Below are 18,190 nucleotides of genomic sequence, written 5' to 3'. Positions count from 1 at the left end.
ACGCAATGACCTACGCGCACCCCGAACACGGCCCGCAAAGCTTCTGGACCCGGTATGTCTGGAGCCAGGACCACAAGGTCATCGCCGTGCAGTACTCGCTGACGGCCATCGCCATCGGCCTGGTCGGCCTTGTGTTGTCGAACCTGATGCGCTTGCAGCTCGGCTTTCCGGGCAAGTTCAGCTTCATCGACGCCAACCACTACTACCAGTTCGTCACGATGCACGGGATGATCATGGTGATCTACCTGCTGACGGCGCTGTTTCTGGGCGGCTTCGGCAACTACCTGATCCCGCTGATGCTGGGCGCGCGCGACATGGTGTTCCCGTTTCTCAACATGCTGAGCTACTGGGTCTACCTGCTGGCCGTGCTGGTGCTGGTGTCGAGCTTCTTCGTGCCAGGTGGGCCGACCGGCGCGGGCTGGACGCTGTATCCACCCCAGGCGATCCTGCCGGGCACGCCGGGCGTGGAATGGGGCATCGTGTTGATGCTGGTGTCGCTGGCGATCTTCATCGTCGCGGCAACGATGGGCGGCTTGAATTACGTCACCACCACACTGCAGGCGCGCACGCGCGGCATGACGCTCATGCGCATGCCGCTCACGGTGTGGGGCATCTTCGCGGCGACCATTCTGGCGCTGCTGGCGTTTCCGGCGCTGTTCGTGTCGGCGGTGATGATGCTGCTCGACAGGACACTCGGCACCAGCTTCTTTGTGCCGGCCGTGGTGTCGATGGGGCAGACGCTCAAGCATGCCGGCGGCAGCCCGCTGCTGTTCCAGCACCTGTTCTGGTTCTTCGGGCATCCGGAGGTCTACATCGTCGCGCTGCCGGCCTTTGGAATCGTGTCGGACCTGATCAGCACCCACGCGCGCAAGAACATCTTCGGCTACAGGATGATGGTGTGGGCCATCATCATCATCGGTGCGCTGAGCTTCGTGGTCTGGGCGCACCACATGTTCATCGCCGGCATGAATCCGTACTTCGGCTTCTTCTTTGCCACGACCACGCTCATCATCGCCGTTCCGACCGCTCTCAAAGTCTACAACTGGGTGCTGACGCTGTGGCGCGGCGATATCCACCTGACCGTGCCGATGCTGTTTGCCATCGGCTTCATCAGCACCTTCGTCCTGGGTGGGCTAACCGGGCTCTACCTCGGCAACGTGAGCGTGGACATTCCGCTGTCGAACACCTATTTCGTGGTGGCGCACTTCCATATGGTGATGGGCGTGTCGCCGATCCTGGTGGTGTTTGGCGGCATCTACCACTGGTTTCCGAAGGTGACGGGCCGCATGCTCAACGACACGCTCGGGCGCGTGCACTTCTGGGTTACCTTCGTCGGCACCTATGCGATCTACTTCCCGATGCACTATCTCGGCATCCTGGGCATGCCGCGGCGTTATTACCAGTATGAGGGCTACAGCTTCATTCCGCATTCGGCGCAGACGCTCAACACGTTCATCACCATCGTTGCGCTGATCGTTGCGGCGGCGCAGTTGCTGTTCCTGTACAACCTGGTGTGGAGCCTCGTGCGCGGCAAGCGTGCCGACGGCAACCCGTGGCGCGCCACCACGCTGGAATGGCAGACGCCGCAAACGCCGCCCGTGCACGGCAACTGGGGCGCCGTGCAGCCCGTCGTCTACCGCTGGGCGTACGAATACAGCCCGCCGGGGCGCGCGGAAGACTTCGTCCCGCAAAACCAGCCGCCCGAGACGGCGCCCGAACCGGCACCGGCCCACCCGACGCTGCAACCCGGCGAGGCAAACGAATGACTACACTGCGCCGCTCCTTCGTTCCTGACGCGCCACCTGTCTTGCCGAATGCGAGCCGCATCGGCCTGATCATCTTCATGGCGGTGGCAACGACATTGTTTTCACTGCTGCTGCTCGCCTATGCGATGCGCATGCGCGAGCCCGACTGGCAGCCGATCCCGCATCCGGCGCTGCTGTGGTGGAACACCGGCGCGCTGGTGCTGGCAAGCATCGCCATGCAGCGCGCCCGGCGGATTACCATGCACCGCGCGGCGTGGCTGCTGTCCGGCGGTGTGCTCGCGGCCGTGTTCGTGATCGGACAACTGACCGCGTGGCGCATGCTGTCGGCGGCGGGGCAGACTGTCACCGTCAATCCTTCCAATAGCTTCCTCTACCTGCTCACCGGCCTGCACGGGTTGCATGTGCTGGGCGGGCTGGTGGCCTGGGCCGTGACGATCGCGCGTCTGCAGCGTGGGAACCCGTTCCGGACCCAGCGTGCCATCGCGCTGTGCGCCATCTACTGGCATTTCCTGCTGGCTGTCTGGCTCGTGCTGCTGGCGGCGATGTGGTGGATCACCCCTGGGTTCGTCGCCGCCATCTGCGGGCCGCTGTATGGAGCTGCGCCATGACCACGCCCACGCTCCCGACCGAATCCGCTGTCACCCCGCCCCCCGACGCCGGGCCTGACGGCTGGCGCGGCATCGTCACGGACTGGTCGGCCGACCGCGAGGCCTTCAAGGTGCCGTGGGGCAAGGCGATGATGTGGATCTTCCTGCTGTCGGACACCTTCATCTTCAGCAGTTTCCTGATCGGCTACATGACGGTGCGCATGTCGACCACCGTGCCGTGGCCCGACCCTTCCAAGGTGTTCGGGCTCACTGTCTTCGGCGTGGATGTGCCCTTGCTGCTGATCGCCATCATGACGTTCGTCCTGATCAGCAGCAGCGGCACCATGGCGATGGCTGTCAACTTTGGCTACCGGCGCAACGCGAAGCGCGCCGCCCAACTGTTGCTGGCGACCGCGCTGCTGGGCGCGACCTTCGTGTCGATGCAGGCCTTCGAATGGACCAAGCTGATCGTCCATGAAGGTATCCGCCCCTGGGGTAACCCGCTGGGCGCGGCGCAGTTTGGCGCGTGCTTTTTCATGATCACCGGGTTCCACGGCTTTCATGTGAGTTGCGGCGTGATCTACCTGCTGCTGATAAGACGCAAGATCCTGCAGCCGGGGTTCACCGAGCACGGCAACTTCCAGATCGTGGAGATTGCCGGCTTGTACTGGCACTTCGTCGACCTGGTGTGGGTGTTCATCTTTGCGCTGTTCTATTTGTGGTGAGGCAGACCATGGACCACACCGATCTCGCCCATCGACCCGACGCCGCGCACGGCCAGCAGCATCCGATCGGCATTTACCTGAAGATCTGGGGCCTGCTGTTCGTACTGAGCACGTTGTCGTACATGGTGGATTACTTCCACGTGCAGGGCCTGCTGCGCTGGACCCTGATCATCGTGCTGATGATCGCCAAGGCTGGGCTGATCGTGTCGATTTTCATGCACATGATGTGGGAGCGGCTCGCGCTGGTGTACGCGATCCTGATACCGCCCCTGTGCCTGCTGGTGCTGCTGGTGCTGATGGCTGCCGAAGCGCATCACACCTTCGGCATGCGCGAACTCTTCTTCCATTGATCTCTTCGCCGACCGTTCGACGCGCGCCACCGTGGGGGGCGCCGCCAGCGCGAGCGCATTGCTGCCGATGCGTTCCGCGCGCAGCGCCACGGTCTCGGCGCCGACGGCGATGTTTTGTCGACTGCTGAGTCAGTCCGACATCGGATGGTTCGATCAAGCCGTTCAGCACGGAAACAATGTTCGAAACCATTCAATACTTCCATCGGTCTCGTCAAGCATGGAATCCGCCGCCGGATACTTGCACGCATCAGCGGGGTTCATTCAGCACGGGGGCGTGCAAGGAACGCACCGTTCCAAATGCAAAACGGCCCGACAAATGCCGGGCCGTTCATGTCTCCTCGCTCGCTGAAAATTTCGGCGAAAAACACCTTCGAATCAGGCGTGCTTCTCACTGAATTCGCTGAGCGGCACAGGCTGCTTGAGCGGATCGAAGTCGGCCCACCGCCCTTGTTGCCAGTTGCCGGTCGCGCGTTCGATCGCCGCGCCTCCCGCATCGCGCAGCACCCGTGCGGCGTCCAACTGGTTGTCCGGCGACACGTGTACGGCCACCAGCACGCCGGAACCGCGGATTTCTTCGTCGCCGGCTTCCTGCGTGCGCATCATCGCGCCGACCAATGCACCGACATACGCACTCACCCCGGCTGCGATCAACGACACGATGAGCGGCGCCGAAAACACCGCGAAGATCCCGACGCCGAGCACGGCGCCAACCGCTGCGCCAATCGTGACGCCTATCTCGGCACCCTTCGGCGCCTCTCTCGCGTTTGCGTCGGTGCTGGTACCACCGCCGGGCTGAAAACGTGCGTGCTGGCCGGGCGGATTGACGAAAAACAGGGTGACGTCCTCCTCGACGAAACCGGCATTGAAGAGCCGTTGCACCGCGTCTTCAGCGGCGGGGAATGTCGTAAAGCGTGCTGCGACGATGAGTGACATGTGGCCTCCATCCATCATTGACTAGCGGTAGCAGACTATGCCGCCCCACCTCACCCGTGCCGAGGCAAAGGTGCACGCGGTGGCACGCACCGGGACTATGCCATGGTGCCGCGATCGGTTCCATTCCGTCCACTCTGAACAGTCCGCTATGTAACACTACGCCTTTGCCGCCGTTCTGGTTGATCACTTTCGCGCACACCGAACGGATACGCTTGCGGCCGTTGCCGAAAGCAGACATCAAGGCATTTGATGCTCCACTGCGAGTTAAAGGATTAATTATCGATCCGCTGACACGCTGCACGCCACGTGGTCGCCAGAACGAAGATCATTCCTCGGGGTGACGATAGTCACGCGGCGCTATCAATCTCGCGACACAGAGAACTAGAATGAATTATCCGAATCAATCGGGAGAAAAATCGTGCAACTTCACATGGGTTCCCATCAATTCACACACGGCCAGCCCGACTGGCGGGCAGCCGTGCTGGCAGGCGTCATCGCGGGGGCTGTGTTCCTGGCGTTAGGAGTTGTCCTGATGGCAGTGATGACGGGCGGAAGTCTGCTGGAGCCCCCACGCATGGTCGCTGCGATCATGCTGGGACGAGGCGCATTGCAATCGCCGCAATCATTCTCAATTGGCATCGTGCTCGCGGCCTTTGTGGTGCATTTTGGCCTTGCCATCGTATTGGCGCTTATCCTCGGTCTGATCATGACGTCATTCAAGCTTGACTCGAGCATGGGAATGGCTTCACTGGCGGGTGGCGCTTTCGCTGTAGTCGTTTACCTGATCAATTTCTACGGCATGACGCAGTTTTTTCCGTGGTTTGCAGAAGCGCGCAACGCCGCCAGCCTGTTCGTTCACATCGTCTTCGGTATCTGCGTCGCGAACCTGTACATGAGACTGGAGCGCAACAGGGTCAGGGCGGACGCGGCCGGCCCGTCGTAGTCGGGTCGTAATCAAACGGGCAGGTCCCGAATTCACCGGTGATGCGCGGCGTTCGTATTGACACCGCGGTGCAAATGACAAAAGAGGCGCGATCGAAATAATCACGCCTCTTTTTTACAGCCGTCCGCAGTCCCCGTCACGTCAATCGATCGCCCTGCCCGCGGTCTCGCGCATGAACGGCAACGGCAGCAACGACACGACGCCGCAGCCGATCAGGTACCACGCCGGCGCGAGATTGCTGCCCGAAATCTGGATCAGCCAGGTCGCGAAGAACTGCGCGAAGCCGCCGAAAATCGACACGCCGAGGCAGTACACGATCGACATGCCGGTCGCGCGAATCGCGCGCGGAAACAGCTCGGGCAGCATCACGATGTTCGGCACCGCGGTGAACGTGACGAGCAGCGCAAGGCCCGCGACCACCGCGAGCAGCACCGGCACCGTCGGCGAAGCATTGATCGTCATGAACGCCGGATAGACGGCGAAAATCAGCAACACGCGCGATACCCACAGCACGCGCTTGCGGCCGACCCGATCGGACAGCGCGCCCGCGAACGGCGAGCAGATCACCGTGACCACCGCGCCGGTCCACGCGGCCCACAGCGCGGTCGCCATCGGCAGATGCAGGATGCGGATCGCGTATGTCGACAGATAGAACAGCACGATGTAGTTCGCCGCGGTGCCGCCGATCGTCGTCAGCACGCCGGTCGTGATCGAGCGTGCGTGGTCGCGGAACAGGTCGCGGACCGGCAGCGACGGAGTTTGCGCCACGGGCTGCGCACCCATTTCACCAGCCGCTGCCGCGCCATCTTCGACACCCGGCAGCGTCTCGTCCAGATGCCGCCGGATGTAGATGCCGATCGGCCCCATCGCCATGCCGATCACGAACGGCACGCGCCAGCCCCAGCTTTCGAGCGCGGCCGGCGACAGCGTCGCGGCCAACGCGACGCCGAGAAGCGACCCCACCACCGTGTTCATCCCCTGGCTCACGAACTGCCAGCTGCCGTAAAAACCGCGCGTGCGATCGCTGCCGTATTCGAGCAGCAGCGCCGTCGATGCGCCCACCTCGCCGCCCAGCGCAAAGCCCTGGATCAGCCGCGCGAGAATCACGAGCAGCGGCGCCGCGACGCCGATCGCCGCATAGGTCGGCGCGAACGCGATGATCGCCGAACCGAGCGTCATCAGCCACAGCGTCAGGCTCATTGCGGCCTTGCGTCCGGCGCGGTCCGCGTAGCCGCCCAGCACGATGCCGCCCACCGGCCGCATGATGAAGCCGACGCCGAACGTGCCGACCGCGAGCATCAGTTGCACGAGTTGTCCCTCGACCGGGAAATACAGCTTGCCGATGATCGTCGCGAAGAAGCTGTAGATCGTGAAGTCGAAAAACTCGAGGCCGTTGCCCAGCGTGATCGCGGCGATCGCCTTTGCGTGGCCGACGCGCTTTTGAGGTTGATCGGCGAGGCGCGGCGCATCGAGCGCATCGAGTCCGTTGGCGCTCGCGGGCCGCGGTGTGGCGGAATAGTCCATTTGTGTCTCCATCGTTATCTTCGTGCTGCCAGGGCAACGCGCTCGCGCGCCGCCGCGTCAAACGAGGAACGTCTGCGCGAGCTTGACCCAGTAGGCCGCGCCGGTCGCGAGGCAAGCGTCGTTGAAGTCGTAGCCGGGGTTGTGGACCATGCAGCCGCCCTCGCCGTCACCGTTGCCGATGATCAGATAGCTGCCCGCGCAGCGTTCGAGCAGGAACGCGAAGTCCTCGCTGCCGGTCAGCGGCTGCATGTCGCGTATCAGCCCGTCTTCGCCGAGCCAATCGAGCGCAACCTGGCGCGCGAGCGCGGTCATGGCCGCATCGTTGACTAGCACCGGGTAGCGGCGCTGATAGTCGACCTCGGCGCGCGCGCCGAATACGGCTGCCTGGCCGGTCGCGACCTCGGTGATGCGCTGCTGCAGTTGGTCGCGGACCTCGGGCCGCAGCGCGCGCACCGACAGGCGCATCTCGGCGGTTTCGGGAATCACGTTCGGCGCTTCGCCGGCGTGAATCGCGCCGACCGTGATGATCGACATGTCGAGCGGCGCGATATTGCGCGACACGATGGACTGCAGCGCGAGCACGATCTGCGCGCACACGACGACCGGATCGACCGCCTTGTGCGGCACCGCGCCATGACCGCCGCGGCCGATCACCTTGATGATCACCGTATCCGACGACGCCATGAACGACCCCGGCATGAAGCCAAGCTTGGCCGTAGGAAAGCCCGGCATGTTGTGCATCGCGAACACGGCGTCGCAGGGGAACTGCTCGAACAGGCCGTCGTCGAGCATTTTCTTCGCGCCGGCAAGCCCTTCCTCGGCCGGCTGGAAGATCAGATTCAGCGTGCCGTCGAAACTCTTGTCATGCGCCAGATACCTGGCGGCGGCGAGCAGCATCGCCGTGTGGCCGTCGTGACCGCATGCGTGCATCTTGCCGGGCCGCTTGCTCGCGTATGGCAGGCCGGTGGTTTCGTGGATCGGCAGCGCGTCCATGTCGGCGCGCAGGCCGAGCCGGCGCGTGCCGTTGCCGAGCTTTAGCTGACCGACCACGCCCGTTTGCCCCAAGCCGCGATGCACGCTATAGCCCCACTCCCGCAGGCGTTCGGCGACCAGATCACCGGTCGCGAACTCCTCGTAGGCGAGCTCCGGATGCGCGTGGATGCTGTGTCGCAGCGCGACCATTTCCTGTTCGATTTCGGCGATGCCCGCCGGAATGACCATCGTGTTCATGCCGTCTGTCTCCATGTCAGCGTGAACCGAGCATAGCCGTGCCGAATTTCGAGAGGCAGGCGTAGAATCGTTCCGGGTGCCAACCAGTGGTTGCCCCCTTTCATACTCCCGATTCGCATGAAACTGCATCAGCTCAATACCTTGGCCGCGATCGCGGATACCGGAAGTATCCGGGCTGCCGCCCGCTCGCTGGGGCTGTCGCCGGCCGCCGTGACCAAGGCGATGCGCGAACTCGAAGCCGATCTGCACGCGCCGCTGATCGTGCGCAGCGCGAGCGGCGTCGCGTTCACCGAGTTCGGCCGCGCGCTCGTCGTGCATGCGCGGCTCGTGCTCGGCCAGTTGCAGCGCGCGCAAGCCGAGATCGAGGCATTGCGCGGAGCCGCGGCCGGCAAGCTGTCGATCGGCGTCACGCCGTGGGTCGCGCTGACCTTTCTGCCGCCCGCCGTGCGGCGTTTTCGCGAACGGATGCCGGACGTGCAACTGGAATTTTTCGAAGGCCTGCTCGCGGTCGTGCAGCCGCGTCTGCGCGACGGCAGCCTCGATTTTTCGATCGGTCGGCCGCCGCCCGCGTCGCCGCAGTCGGAGTTTCAGAACACGCCGCTCTTTTCGACGCACGCGGCGGTGGTCGCGCGGCGCGACCACCCGAAGGCCGGATGCCGCACGCTGCTCGACCTTCAGAACGAGGAATGGATCCTCAACTGGGACCCGGCGAGCCGCGAGTCGATGTCGAACAATCTGTTCGTCAAGCGCGGCATGCGGGTGCCGCACACGATCGTGCTCGCGCATTCGCTCGCGATCGTGCTAGGCCTGCTCGCGCACACGGATATGGTCAGCATCTTTCCGTGGCCGCTCGTCGAGGCGATACGCGCGAAGGAAAACCTGTGGGCGCTGCCGCTGCGCGAAACGCTCGACGAAACCATCATCAGCATCACGTCGCGGCGCGGTGCGCCGACGAGCCCGGCGGCCGCCTGCTTTCTCGACTGCCTGCGCGAGACGATCGACGAAGGCGCGCGCTCGCAGAACCCCGAACAGCGCCGGCTGTTTCATTCGATCGAACTGATGCTGTAGCGCTCGGAGCGTTCCTGCATGCGTCTTCGCTGTGTCGTCAATCGAGAAACTCGCCGGCCCGCTTCCTGAGCATCGCGCTGAAATCGTCGAGCCAGCCGATCGACAGCCGCCAGCTCTGCCAGTACAGATCGACGTCGATATGCTTGCCCGGCGCGACCTCAACCAGTTCGCCGCGCTGCAGATGCCCGGCGACCATCCGCTCCGGGCACATGCCCCAGCCGAGGCTCGTCACGCACGCGCGCATAAAGCCGGCGACGTGCGGAATCCAGTGCAGCGGCGGATCGATCTCCGCGCGTGTGATGCGCCGCATGAAGCGCTTTTGCAGCTGATCCTTGGGGTTGAAGTCGACGCAAGGCGTGCGCCGCAGGCTGTCGCGCGTGACGCCGTCGGCGAAATAGCGCGCGAAAAACGCCGGTGAGCACACCGCGAGGTATCGCATGCGGCCGAGGCGCGTGGAGCGGCAGCCCTGCACCGGTTCGGCCTGGGTCGTGATCGCGCCCTGCACGCTGCCGTCGCGGATGCGCTGCGCGGTGTAGTCCTGGTCGTCGATCACGAGGTCGAGCAGCATCTCGCGTTCGACGCAGAACGGCGCGACCGCGTCGATGAACCAGGTGCCGACGCTGTCGTCATTGACGGCGACGCGCAGCGCCGGCCACTGCTCGACGAGCGCGCCGGGCAGTGTCGGCAGGCGGCCGTTCAGCTCCGCTTCGAGCAATTGCACGCGCTCGGTGTGGCGGCACAGCAGCGCGCCCGAGGTGGTGGCGACGCACGGCTGACCGCGCTTCACCAGCACGCTGCCGACGCGCTCCTCGAGCAGCTTGACCCGCTGCGACACCGCGGACGCAGTGATATTCAGCTCGCTTGCAGCACGGTCGAACGAGCCGTGGCGGACCACGGCGGCCAGCGCATCGAGCAAGGGGTAGTCGAGCATTAGCGTTCCTTAATCAGCATTAAGTAAATTAGGTTCTCTTATGTGACGCAATCACGCAGACTAGCGCGGCTGGAATATCCCGTCTATCCCTACTGCTTCCATTTTTCGGACCATTTATGAACTGGCTGTCTTTCTCTCACGGCGCGGCGCTGTGCGCATCACTGATCGTGACGATCGGCGCGCAGAATGCGTTCGTCCTGCGGCAGGGCATCATGCGCTCGCACGTCGGCAAGATCGTGCTGTTGTGCACGTTATCGGATTTCATTCTGATCGGCGCAGGCGTCGGCGGCGCCGCGGTGCTGATGGAGCGCTACCCGCGCTTCGTGCACGCGATGCTCTACGTCGGGCTCGCGTATCTGGCCTGGTTCGGCATCAGCGCGCTGCGCCGCGCGGTACGGCCGGGACACGCGGTGCTCGACGGTTCGAGCGCCGCATCCGCCGATCAAGTCCCGCCCACGCAACGCGCGTTGCCGATCATCCTGATGACGCTCGCGTTCACGTGGCTCAATCCGCACGTCTATCTGGACACGTTTCTGTTGATCGGCACGGCCGGTGCGCGCGAACCTCAAGGCGCGCGGGTCGCCTTCGCGCTCGGCGCGATGACGGTCAGCGCGGTGTGGTTCGTCGCGCTCGGCTATGGCGCGCGCATGCTGGCGCCGCTGTTTCGCCGCGCGACTGCGTGGCGTGTGCTGGATGGCGCGATCGGCAGCATGGTGTTGCTGCTGGCGGTTACGCAGTTGCGTTGAGCGTTCGACGCGGGCCTTATTCCACGCCCGATTCTTGCCGCGCATCTTGCGCGGCCTGCGCTTCGGCTTCGTCGCGCGGCACGAGGTTCATCAGCCGCGCGAGCACCGGCCACTTCAGCAGCGACTGCTCGTAAGCCTCCTTCGCCTGGGCATCGAAATAGCGGCCCACCTCGACCTCCGGCAGACGCAGCGCGAGGCCGCTGATATCGTCGACGGGCCAGCCGCCGCGCGCGGCGTTTTTCGACGTATTGCGCGCCTTCGTCATTTGCCGTCCACCCACACCCCGTCCGGCGTCTTCACCACATAGCCGGACGCGGTCTTCATCGTCACCGTCCCCTCGTTTTCGCCGACCATCTGCGTTTGCGGCAGATTCGTCGCGTACTGCGACAGGCTCACACCCGGCTTGAACGGGCTGTTCGACACCAGATTCGACAGCAGCTGAGCGAGTGCGAGGAAGCTCGACGGATCGTCGATCACCGTGGTCGGCCCATGATTGCCCTGGAAGCCGACCACCCGCACGCCGACCGGCCCGTGCACGATGCGCGGCGTCGGAATCTCGCGCAGGCCCGCGACCTGGTTCGTGTCGCCGCGCAGCGCCGCGCCGTGCTCGGGCACGAACACGATCACCGCGCGCCGCCCGGACGATGCGATCAGATCGGCGAAGCGGTCGAAGTCGCTCATCAGCTTGTTCACGCGCAGTGGATATGAGTCGATACTCGTCAGGTTGCTATTCGGCAGCCGGTTGCCATCGTGCAGGCTGATCGTGTTGTAGTACAGCGCGACCGGCCCGGCGATGCTCGCGCGCTGCGCGTACCACGCGGCGAGCGTCTCGTAGTCGTCGCGAATCGGCGAGCCGTCGAACGCATGCATCGCGACCGGCACGCTCGTGTTCGGAATCAGCGGCACGTTCGGAATGCCGGCGTTGTCGTGGATCAGTTCCAGGAAATTGTCGAAGTGGCCGTCGTGGTTCAGCATCGTCTGCGGCGTGTAGCCGGCCTGCGCGAGATCGGCGAGCAAGTAACACTGCTGTGGCGCGTTCTTGTACAGGTCCGCGTGCGCCTGCTGGCCGCAGCTTGCGCGCAGCACGCGAATCGCGGCCGGCCCGCTATAGCTCGCCGCGGTGCTGAAGTTCGTGAACAGATAGTCGAAGTGGGACAGCAGCGGATGATTGCGCGCCTTCGCGACATCGAGGTCGTCCCACGACAGCGAGCAAATGTGCAGCACGATTACGTCGAACTGCGCGTTCGGATCGGCGGCCAGATGGCCGAAGCTGACCTGCCGTTGCGACTCCTGCGTGCGGAACGCGGCGAGCGCAGCGTTATGGTCGAGCGGCTGCGCGGCGAGCGGGTTGTTCGCTCCATTCGGGCCGGCATTCGCCGCTGCGTTCGCCGACGCTCCACGCAGTTGCGCGAGCACCACCCCGCCCTCGTGCCACAGCGGAATCGCGACCAGCGCGATCAGCACGAAGGTCGCGACGCGCACCCAGCGATTCACGATCAGATAGCCGACGAGCGCGCCGAGCGCGCCGAGCAGCAGCATCGGCGGCAGGAAGCGCTGCGCCAGTTCCAGCCAGTAGCCGTAGCTGAACGTGGTCAGATTGCCGAACTCCTCGGTCAGACGCGAGAACGGCGGCACGTTCGCCTCGTGGTACATCAGGGGCACGCCGAGCGCCAGACCGACCAGGTTGCGCACGATGCGCAGCGCGCGCCGGCGCAGCGTCGAAGTCACGACGAGCGCGAGCGCAAAGCCGAGATTCGCGAGCCACAGCGGCTGCAGATGGCCGCCCGCGAACAGGTACAGCTTGAGGATGAAGTACAGGTTCCACAAAGTCATCGACAGGTTCTCTCTTTGGCCTGCGCGCGACACGATGCGCGCAGGCTGTATCAATAGCGGGTGCGGTCGAGCGCGAGCAGTGTCTCGCAGGCACGCGCGAGCCCGCTCCACAGTCGCGAATAGCCTTCGACGCCCATCGCGAGCACTTCCTTCAAACCACGCAGCGGCGCGTCCTCGCTCGTTTGCTCATGCCAGTCGAGCCACGCGTCGGCGCGGCCGAACGTGCATTGCACGAGCTGCCGTTGCTGTTCGAGCGTGAGGCCGTCGAAGCGCACGCCGAGGTGCCGGCCAACGCAGCGGCTCACGTACACCGGAAAATGGAACTGGCGATCGCCGCGGCTCAGGCACACGCCGAGACTGTCGCCCGGCGCCAGATTCAAACCCGGCTCGACATCGAGACCGAGGCCGCCGGTCGAATAGTCGCTGGTCGTGCAGGCGAGCGTCGAGCCGTCCGCGAGCAGCAGCGTCGCCGCCGCGCGCATCGCGATGCGATGCGTGACGCGCACCTGCTTCGCCTCGCGCGCAACGCTCGAGGCCGCGCCGAGCATCACGAGGTTGTAGAGGGTCCAGAACACGTTCATCAGAATCGTCGCCGTTTCGCCGCTCTGCCCGAACATCAGCCGGTACACGCCGGCCGCGAGTGCACCGCTGTTCAGTGCGAGCAGCACCAGATACGGCTTCGACGTCGACCAGTCGAAGTAGCCCTCGGCGATGCGGCCGCCCTTGTCGGTCACGTTGAACTTGCCGTGCTTCGGGCTGAAGAACGCGATGGTGGTCGGCAACACGATGTACCACGCGAGCACCGACTCGTAGACTTCGGCCCAGAACGAGTGACGGTACTTGCCCTGCATGCGCGAGTTCGCGAGGTTCGCGAGCACGATGTACGGCAGCACGAATCCGGCGATCGTCGTCGCCGATGCGTTGATGAAGTACATCTGGAAGAACAGGTACGCCATCGGCATCGTCAGGAACACGAGCCGCGGCACGCCGTAGAAGAAATGCAGCATCGCGTTGCCGTAGCAGAGCCGCTGGAAAAAGCCCAGCCCGCGGCCGATGAACGGATTGTCGATGCGAAAGATCTGCGCCATGCCGCGCGCCCAGCGCGTGCGCTGCTGGATATGGCCCGCGAGGCTCTCGGTCGCGAGACCTGCGGCCTGCACGGTCGGCAGATAGGCGGTCGTGTAGCCGCGCCGATGCAGCTTCAGCGCGGTGTGCGCGTCTTCGGTGACGGTCTCCACCGCGATGCCGCCCACTTCTTCGAGCGCATCGCGTTTGAGGATCGCGCACGAGCCGCAAAAAAACGACGCGTTCCACAGATCGTTGCCCGACTGCACGAGCCCGTAGAACAAATTGCCCTCGTTCGGCACGCGGCGGAACGTGCCGAGGTTGCGCTCGAACGGGTCCGGCGAAAAGAAGTGATGCGGCGTCTGCACCATCGCGCAGCGCGCGTCGCGCAGGAACGTGCCCATCGTCGTTTGCAGGAACGAGCGCGTCGGCACGTGATCGCAATCGAAGATCGCGACGTACTCGCCCTGCGTGCGGGCGAGTGCGCTATTGATGTTGCCGGCTTTCGCGTGACGGTTGTCGTCGCGGGTCAGATAGCCGATGCCGCAGGCCTGCGCGAAGGCTCTGAATTCCTCGCGGCGGCCATCGTCGAGCAGATAGACGCGCAGCTTGTCGGCGGGCCAGTCGATGCCTTGCGCGGCGAACACGCTCGGCCGCACGACGGAGAGGGGCTCGTTATAAGTCGGGATGTAGATGTCGACGCTCGGCCAGCTCGATGTGTCGGTGGGCAGCTTCGCGACCGCGCGCTTCAGCGGCCACGCGGTCTGCACGAAACCGAGCAGCAGAATCACCCATGTATACGCTTCCGCGCCGAACAGCAGATAACCGAGAATCGCCTCCCCCGGCGTCTGGAACGACAGCGTCTGGGTGACGCGCCACCACACGTAGCGCACCATCGCGAGCATCGCGAGCGCGGTCAGGATCAGCACCGGCATGCGGCCCGGAAAGCGTCGCACGATCAGCGCAATGAATACGAGCACGGCGAAGAACTCGAACTGACCGTCGGACTGCAGTGGCGACGTGCCGATCACCGCCCACAAACCGATACCCGCGACAACCATCAACGGCAGCAGCCAGCGAACATGACCGACGCGCTGCGTCGCGTCTTCGAGCCGCGTGCCCCAGCGCTGCCACGGCAAGCCCGCCAGCAGCGCGTCGACGCGCTCGCGCCCGCGCCGCCCGAGCAACCAGAGCGGCACGAGCCAACGGTCGATCCAGGCGGCCAGCGCCCGCACTGTCGCCGCCGCGCTTCGTGACGACGAACGCGGCGCGCGCACGAACGCGCGCCACAGCCATGCGCGCAGTCGATGCGGTTCGAGCACGCCCCATTGCAGCGCGAAATGCAGCACGGCCGCGCGCATCCAGCGGCGCGCGTAATCGGGCTTGCCCGGCGCGGGCGGCTGGAAGAACAGCCGCACGAAGCAGTCGAGCGGCGTGCGAGTCGCGGGCACGCCAAGGCCGCGCGCGACCCAGTCGAGCGCTCGCGTACGCAACGAACGCGTTTCCCGTTCGCTCATGACCCGCCGTCCCGCCGATCGAGCGGCGCCGTGGCTTCGGTGAGCCACGCGTCGAGCCAATTCGCGAGCCCGTGCAGATCGTGCGACGCCTGCGAATGCGGGGCGTCGTCGAACAGCCACGTGCCGCGCGCGAACGACTCGGGCAACGCGACATCGAGATGCACGCGCTGCGCGAGCGGCAGCTTGTCGCCGAGCGCCGCGCCGAGCATCGCCAGCACGTCGCGCTGCATGTCGCGCGCGGGGTTCAGCCGGTTCACGATGATGCGCAGCTGCGCGCATGTATCGCGCAGCGCCGCAAGCCGCGCGACCAGCGTCGCGCAGGCGGCCGGTTCGGGAGGGGTCACGCACAGCGCGAGGTCCGCGCAACGCAGCGCGTGCTCGGCCTGCTGCGACGGATAGCGCGTGGTGTCGATCAGCACGACGCCATCGCGCGGCAGATCGAGCTCGGCGAGCGCGTCGGCGAGCCAGCGCGGATCGGCGGCGAGGCGTGCGTCGCACTGCGTGCTTTGCGCGGTGGACACCGCGCCGTACGGCACGAACAGCACGCCGTCCGCGTTGCGCCACGTGGATGCATGCCATGCGGTGTCCGCATCGAGCAGCGCCTGCGACAGACCGGCCGCCTCGAGAGCGTCGATGCCTAGCTGCGCGCCGAGCATGTTCTGCGGATCGAAGTCGAGCGCGACGACCTGGCGGCCGCGGCGCGCGAGCAATACCGCGAGCACGGCGGTCAAGGTGGTGCGGCCGGTGCCGCCCGCGGTCGAGACGACGGCGATCGTTTTCATCGCGCCACCTCGTCCTGGGTCGTGTCGAGCGCGGGCAGCAGACGCGCGCGCAGCGCGACCGGCTCGATCTCGCACGGCACCGCGTCGCGCGGATCGAAGCCGCGCATGGCCGCAAGAGCGCGCCGCGCGCCGACGCGCTGCCAGACGATCCACACCGGCAGCGCGACGACCATGCCGGCCACGAAACACATCAGAACCAGTTCGATCATTCGATGCTCCTCGCGCGCACCGGCATCGCGCTGGGTTCGGCGCGACGACGCGGTGGCATGGGGTGGGGTCGGCGGCGCTCAGTAGCGAGCGGTTTCGCTTCGGCTGATCCAGCGGGCCGGGTTGGCGCAGACGTTGGCGCGGCATCGACTTCGAGTTCGGCACGCGCATGAACCAACGCCTCTTCCACTTGCGCGAGTTGCACGGCGGCCTCGTGCGCCGCTTCGCCCGCGGCTTCGTGCGGCGCTGCGGCGAGCGGTGAGCTCAAAGGCGCGCCATCACGCATCGACGCCGCGAACATATCGCTGTAATCGGCGATCCGGTTGCGCCGGTTGGCCGCGTCCAGCGCGTCGAGTTCGGCGCCGATGCTCTGCTCCGCCAGGTGCACGAGCGAATCGGCGAGCTGTTCGACCGGCACATCGATGATCCGCGCCAGCGCGGCGTCCGCATCGGCGAGCCGGCAGGCGAACAGGAACACATACAGATGCGACGCGTCGACGGTCAGCACGTCGCCCGCGCGGCGCGGCACACAGTGCTTCAGCGCATCGACGTGCGCGCATTGCGGCAGCAGCGTCAGCTTCACGAGCACATGCGGCAGTTGCAGCACGCCGCTGCGTGCGAGCACGAGGCGCACGCGCTCGCAGAACGCGCCGGCCGGCAGATAGCCGCGCACGTCTTCGCTCAACGCGGCGCTCAATGCGCTGCGGTAGTCGGCGGCGACCGGCCGCGTATGGAGTTGCCCCTGCAGCGACTGCAGCAGCGACTGCATGCGCGAGAACGGCAGGTCGCGGCCGAGCACGAGGTTCGCGCCGAGCGTCAGCACGAGCAGCTCGTATTGATGGCGCAGCACTTCGCCCCGCTCGACGACGACGATCTTCAGCGCGCGCCCGGCCTGGCGGCGCAGCGCATGAACCGTTGCGCACAGCGCGTCGAGCTGCGCGCCGCCCGCGTAATCGAGCACCACGGTCGCGGCTTGAGCATGGGCGCACGCGCTCAGCACCGCGGCCTGATCGACGCACACTTCCCAATGCGGCGGCAGCCACGCCTCGTGACCTCGCACCACCGCGCGGCTCACGACGACCCGCTGCTCGTCGCGCGCGAGCAGGCGTTCGCCGCGAGCGACGCTGCTGGCCAGCGCATCGGGCGCGACGCTGAGGTGGCCGCTGTCGGTAAAGCGCAGGGAGCGGACCTCGCCCGTCACCAGCGTGCGATCCGCGCGCCAGAAGTCGGCATGCCACAGCAGCTCGCCATGCGTGCGCTCCATCCGTGCGACGCCCGCGCATGCCGCATGGAACGCGTTGCGGCGTGATGCATCGATGACGCCGTCCGGCGCGCCGCGTGCATCGAGTGAATCGTCTTCGCCATTTCCATCGACGCTAAGCAGCAGCACCAGCGTGATACGCCGTGCCGCGCACCAGTTCGCGAGCATGCGGCCTTCGTGCGCGAGCGCGGCGGCATCGTGCCCGTTGAACCAGCGTTCGGCGCCTTCGATGAAATACAGCGAGCCTGCACGAAAACCGAAGCGCTTCAGCGCGCGCAGACCGCCGAACAGTTTGCCGTGCGTCGCGGCGCTGTCGGCTTGCTGCTCCGACTCTTGCGCACCATCGATGGCCGGCATCGCCAGCACGTTCAGATTGCGCGGCCAGCCCGCGGCCGGCGCGTTGGCGCTAAAGCCCAGCTCGCGCAAACGCTGGGCAACGGCCGCGCGTTCACGCGCGAGCACGACCGTCACGTCGCGGGTGAGCGCGGTGCGCGCGCTTTCCCAGATCAGTGTATCGACGCCCGGCGTGTCGCCCCCCGGCGTGCGCGGCGCCGCATAGATCGCATACAGCTTGCCCGCTTCGAGCGCGGCCCATTCGCCCGGCAAGGCCTCGATAGCGAGACGGCCGACCTGCCGTGCGCGACGCTGCGCGCCGGTGCCGCCGAACATACGCAGCCAGCGTCGCATGAAAGTGCGCCCAGGAGTTTGGGTTGGATTCGAAA

The 18,190-nt window shown here is 65.8% G+C and carries 17 protein-coding genes; 7 read left to right on the top strand and 10 right to left on the bottom strand.

Going from position 1 to position 18,190, the window contains the following annotated elements:
• Positions 1–5 precede the first annotated feature (5 nt).
• Genes ctaD through AB3X96_RS17435 form a run of 4 tightly spaced genes read left to right on the top strand, consistent with a single transcriptional unit; the run spans position 6 to position 3,428 of the window.
• Entirely contained in the window at positions 6–1,766 is a 1,761-nt protein-coding gene (ctaD, locus tag AB3X96_RS17450) for a cytochrome c oxidase subunit I (RefSeq protein ID WP_368590660.1), read from the top strand.
• Positions 1,763–2,374 (top strand): cytochrome c oxidase subunit 3, encoded by a 612-nt coding sequence (locus AB3X96_RS17445; RefSeq protein WP_368590659.1) that lies wholly within the window; start codon positions 1,763–1,765, stop codon positions 2,372–2,374. The genes ctaD and AB3X96_RS17445 overlap by 4 nt, the downstream gene beginning before the upstream one ends.
• Positions 2,371–3,078: a heme-copper oxidase subunit III family protein gene (locus AB3X96_RS17440; RefSeq protein WP_368590658.1), complete on the top strand. Its 708-nt coding sequence runs from the start codon at positions 2,371–2,373 to the stop codon at positions 3,076–3,078. The genes AB3X96_RS17445 and AB3X96_RS17440 overlap by 4 nt, the downstream gene beginning before the upstream one ends.
• Before the next feature lie 8 nt (positions 3,079–3,086).
• On the top strand, positions 3,087–3,428 hold the full coding sequence (locus AB3X96_RS17435; RefSeq protein WP_013089047.1) for a cytochrome C oxidase subunit IV family protein: 342 nt from the start codon (positions 3,087–3,089) through the stop codon (positions 3,426–3,428).
• A gap of 375 nt (positions 3,429–3,803) precedes the next feature.
• Here AB3X96_RS17435 and AB3X96_RS17430 read toward each other — a convergent pair whose 3' ends face one another.
• Entirely contained in the window at positions 3,804–4,361 is a 558-nt protein-coding gene (locus tag AB3X96_RS17430; RefSeq protein WP_368590657.1) for a hypothetical protein, read from the bottom strand.
• 418 nt (positions 4,362–4,779) lie between these two features.
• Between AB3X96_RS17430 and AB3X96_RS17425 the strand changes: the two genes are divergently transcribed.
• The gene (locus tag AB3X96_RS17425; RefSeq protein WP_368590656.1) at positions 4,780–5,304 is read left to right on the top strand and encodes a hypothetical protein; all 525 of its coding nucleotides are present in this window, start codon (positions 4,780–4,782) and stop codon (positions 5,302–5,304) included.
• 141 nt (positions 5,305–5,445) lie between these two features.
• On the opposite strand, the gene AB3X96_RS17420 is transcribed toward AB3X96_RS17425, so the two are convergent.
• Entirely contained in the window at positions 5,446–6,828 is a 1,383-nt protein-coding gene (locus tag AB3X96_RS17420) for an MFS transporter (RefSeq protein WP_368590655.1), read from the bottom strand.
• Between the two features lie 57 nt (positions 6,829–6,885).
• Positions 6,886–8,058 carry a M20 aminoacylase family protein gene (locus tag AB3X96_RS17415; protein WP_368590654.1) on the bottom strand — a complete coding sequence of 391 codons (1,173 nt, stop codon included), beginning with the start codon at positions 8,056–8,058 and terminating at the stop codon, positions 6,886–6,888.
• A gap of 117 nt (positions 8,059–8,175) precedes the next feature.
• On the opposite strand from AB3X96_RS17415, the gene AB3X96_RS17410 reads away from it, so the two are divergent.
• Positions 8,176–9,126 carry a LysR family transcriptional regulator gene (locus AB3X96_RS17410; protein WP_368590653.1) on the top strand — a complete coding sequence of 317 codons (951 nt, stop codon included), beginning with the start codon at positions 8,176–8,178 and terminating at the stop codon, positions 9,124–9,126.
• Positions 9,127–9,163: 37 nt separating this feature from the next.
• On the opposite strand, the gene AB3X96_RS17405 is transcribed toward AB3X96_RS17410, so the two are convergent.
• Positions 9,164–10,057, bottom strand: a complete 894-nt coding sequence (locus AB3X96_RS17405) for a LysR family transcriptional regulator ArgP (RefSeq protein ID WP_368590652.1) — start codon at positions 10,055–10,057, stop codon at positions 9,164–9,166.
• A gap of 116 nt (positions 10,058–10,173) precedes the next feature.
• On the opposite strand from AB3X96_RS17405, the gene AB3X96_RS17400 reads away from it, so the two are divergent.
• On the top strand, positions 10,174–10,803 hold the full coding sequence (locus AB3X96_RS17400; protein ID WP_368590651.1) for a LysE/ArgO family amino acid transporter: 630 nt from the start codon (positions 10,174–10,176) through the stop codon (positions 10,801–10,803).
• A gap of 16 nt (positions 10,804–10,819) precedes the next feature.
• On the opposite strand, the gene AB3X96_RS17395 is transcribed toward AB3X96_RS17400, so the two are convergent.
• From AB3X96_RS17395 to bcsE, 6 genes are read right to left on the bottom strand one after another with little or no spacing between them, the layout of a single operon-like run.
• Entirely contained in the window at positions 10,820–11,068 is a 249-nt protein-coding gene (locus AB3X96_RS17395; RefSeq protein ID WP_368590650.1) for a hypothetical protein, read from the bottom strand.
• Positions 11,065–12,636, bottom strand: a complete 1,572-nt coding sequence (bcsG, locus tag AB3X96_RS17390) for a cellulose biosynthesis protein BcsG (RefSeq protein ID WP_368590649.1) — start codon at positions 12,634–12,636, stop codon at positions 11,065–11,067. The genes AB3X96_RS17395 and bcsG overlap by 4 nt, the downstream gene beginning before the upstream one ends.
• Positions 12,637–12,686: 50 nt before the next feature.
• A complete protein-coding gene (bcsA, locus tag AB3X96_RS17385) occupies positions 12,687–15,218 on the bottom strand; it encodes a UDP-forming cellulose synthase catalytic subunit (RefSeq protein WP_368590648.1) in 2,532 nt (843 codons plus the stop codon).
• Entirely contained in the window at positions 15,215–16,000 is a 786-nt protein-coding gene (bcsQ, locus tag AB3X96_RS17380) for a cellulose biosynthesis protein BcsQ (protein WP_368590647.1), read from the bottom strand. Before bcsQ ends, bcsA begins: the two co-directional genes overlap by 4 nt.
• Positions 15,997–16,209: a hypothetical protein gene (locus AB3X96_RS17375; RefSeq protein ID WP_176123397.1), complete on the bottom strand. Its 213-nt coding sequence runs from the start codon at positions 16,207–16,209 to the stop codon at positions 15,997–15,999. Before AB3X96_RS17375 ends, bcsQ begins: the two co-directional genes overlap by 4 nt.
• A complete protein-coding gene (gene bcsE, locus AB3X96_RS17370; protein ID WP_368590646.1) occupies positions 16,206–18,155 on the bottom strand; it encodes a cellulose biosynthesis protein BcsE in 1,950 nt (649 codons plus the stop codon). Before bcsE ends, AB3X96_RS17375 begins: the two co-directional genes overlap by 4 nt.
• Positions 18,156–18,190 lie beyond the last annotated feature (35 nt).

The organism is Paraburkholderia sp. BR13439, assembly GCF_040948805.1.
Taxonomy (GTDB): Bacteria; Pseudomonadota; Gammaproteobacteria; order Burkholderiales; family Burkholderiaceae; genus Paraburkholderia; species Paraburkholderia youngii.
This window is presented reverse-complemented; position numbering and strand designations above follow the sequence as displayed.

Coding starts and splice junctions, on each gene's coding strand:
- ctaD (WP_368590660.1), top strand. CDS start 6: ATGACCTACGCGCACCCCGAACACGGCCCGCAAAGCTTCTGGACCCGG.
- AB3X96_RS17445 (WP_368590659.1), top strand. CDS start 1,763: ATGACTACACTGCGCCGCTCCTTCGTTCCTGACGCGCCACCTGTCTTG.
- AB3X96_RS17440 (WP_368590658.1), top strand. CDS start 2,371: ATGACCACGCCCACGCTCCCGACCGAATCCGCTGTCACCCCGCCCCCC.
- AB3X96_RS17435 (WP_013089047.1), top strand. CDS start 3,087: ATGGACCACACCGATCTCGCCCATCGACCCGACGCCGCGCACGGCCAG.
- AB3X96_RS17430 (WP_368590657.1), bottom strand. CDS start 4,361: ATGTCACTCATCGTCGCAGCACGCTTTACGACATTCCCCGCCGCTGAA.
- AB3X96_RS17420 (WP_368590655.1), bottom strand. CDS start 6,828: ATGGACTATTCCGCCACACCGCGGCCCGCGAGCGCCAACGGACTCGAT.
- AB3X96_RS17415 (WP_368590654.1), bottom strand. CDS start 8,058: ATGAACACGATGGTCATTCCGGCGGGCATCGCCGAAATCGAACAGGAA.
- AB3X96_RS17410 (WP_368590653.1), top strand. CDS start 8,176: ATGAAACTGCATCAGCTCAATACCTTGGCCGCGATCGCGGATACCGGA.
- AB3X96_RS17405 (WP_368590652.1), bottom strand. CDS start 10,057: ATGCTCGACTACCCCTTGCTCGATGCGCTGGCCGCCGTGGTCCGCCAC.
- AB3X96_RS17400 (WP_368590651.1), top strand. CDS start 10,174: ATGAACTGGCTGTCTTTCTCTCACGGCGCGGCGCTGTGCGCATCACTG.
- AB3X96_RS17395 (WP_368590650.1), bottom strand. CDS start 11,068: ATGACGAAGGCGCGCAATACGTCGAAAAACGCCGCGCGCGGCGGCTGG.
- bcsG (WP_368590649.1), bottom strand. CDS start 12,636: ATGACTTTGTGGAACCTGTACTTCATCCTCAAGCTGTACCTGTTCGCG.
- bcsA (WP_368590648.1), bottom strand. CDS start 15,218: ATGAGCGAACGGGAAACGCGTTCGTTGCGTACGCGAGCGCTCGACTGG.
- bcsQ (WP_368590647.1), bottom strand. CDS start 16,000: ATGAAAACGATCGCCGTCGTCTCGACCGCGGGCGGCACCGGCCGCACC.
- AB3X96_RS17375 (WP_176123397.1), bottom strand. CDS start 16,209: ATGATCGAACTGGTTCTGATGTGTTTCGTGGCCGGCATGGTCGTCGCG.
- bcsE (WP_368590646.1), bottom strand. CDS start 18,155: ATGCGACGCTGGCTGCGTATGTTCGGCGGCACCGGCGCGCAGCGTCGC.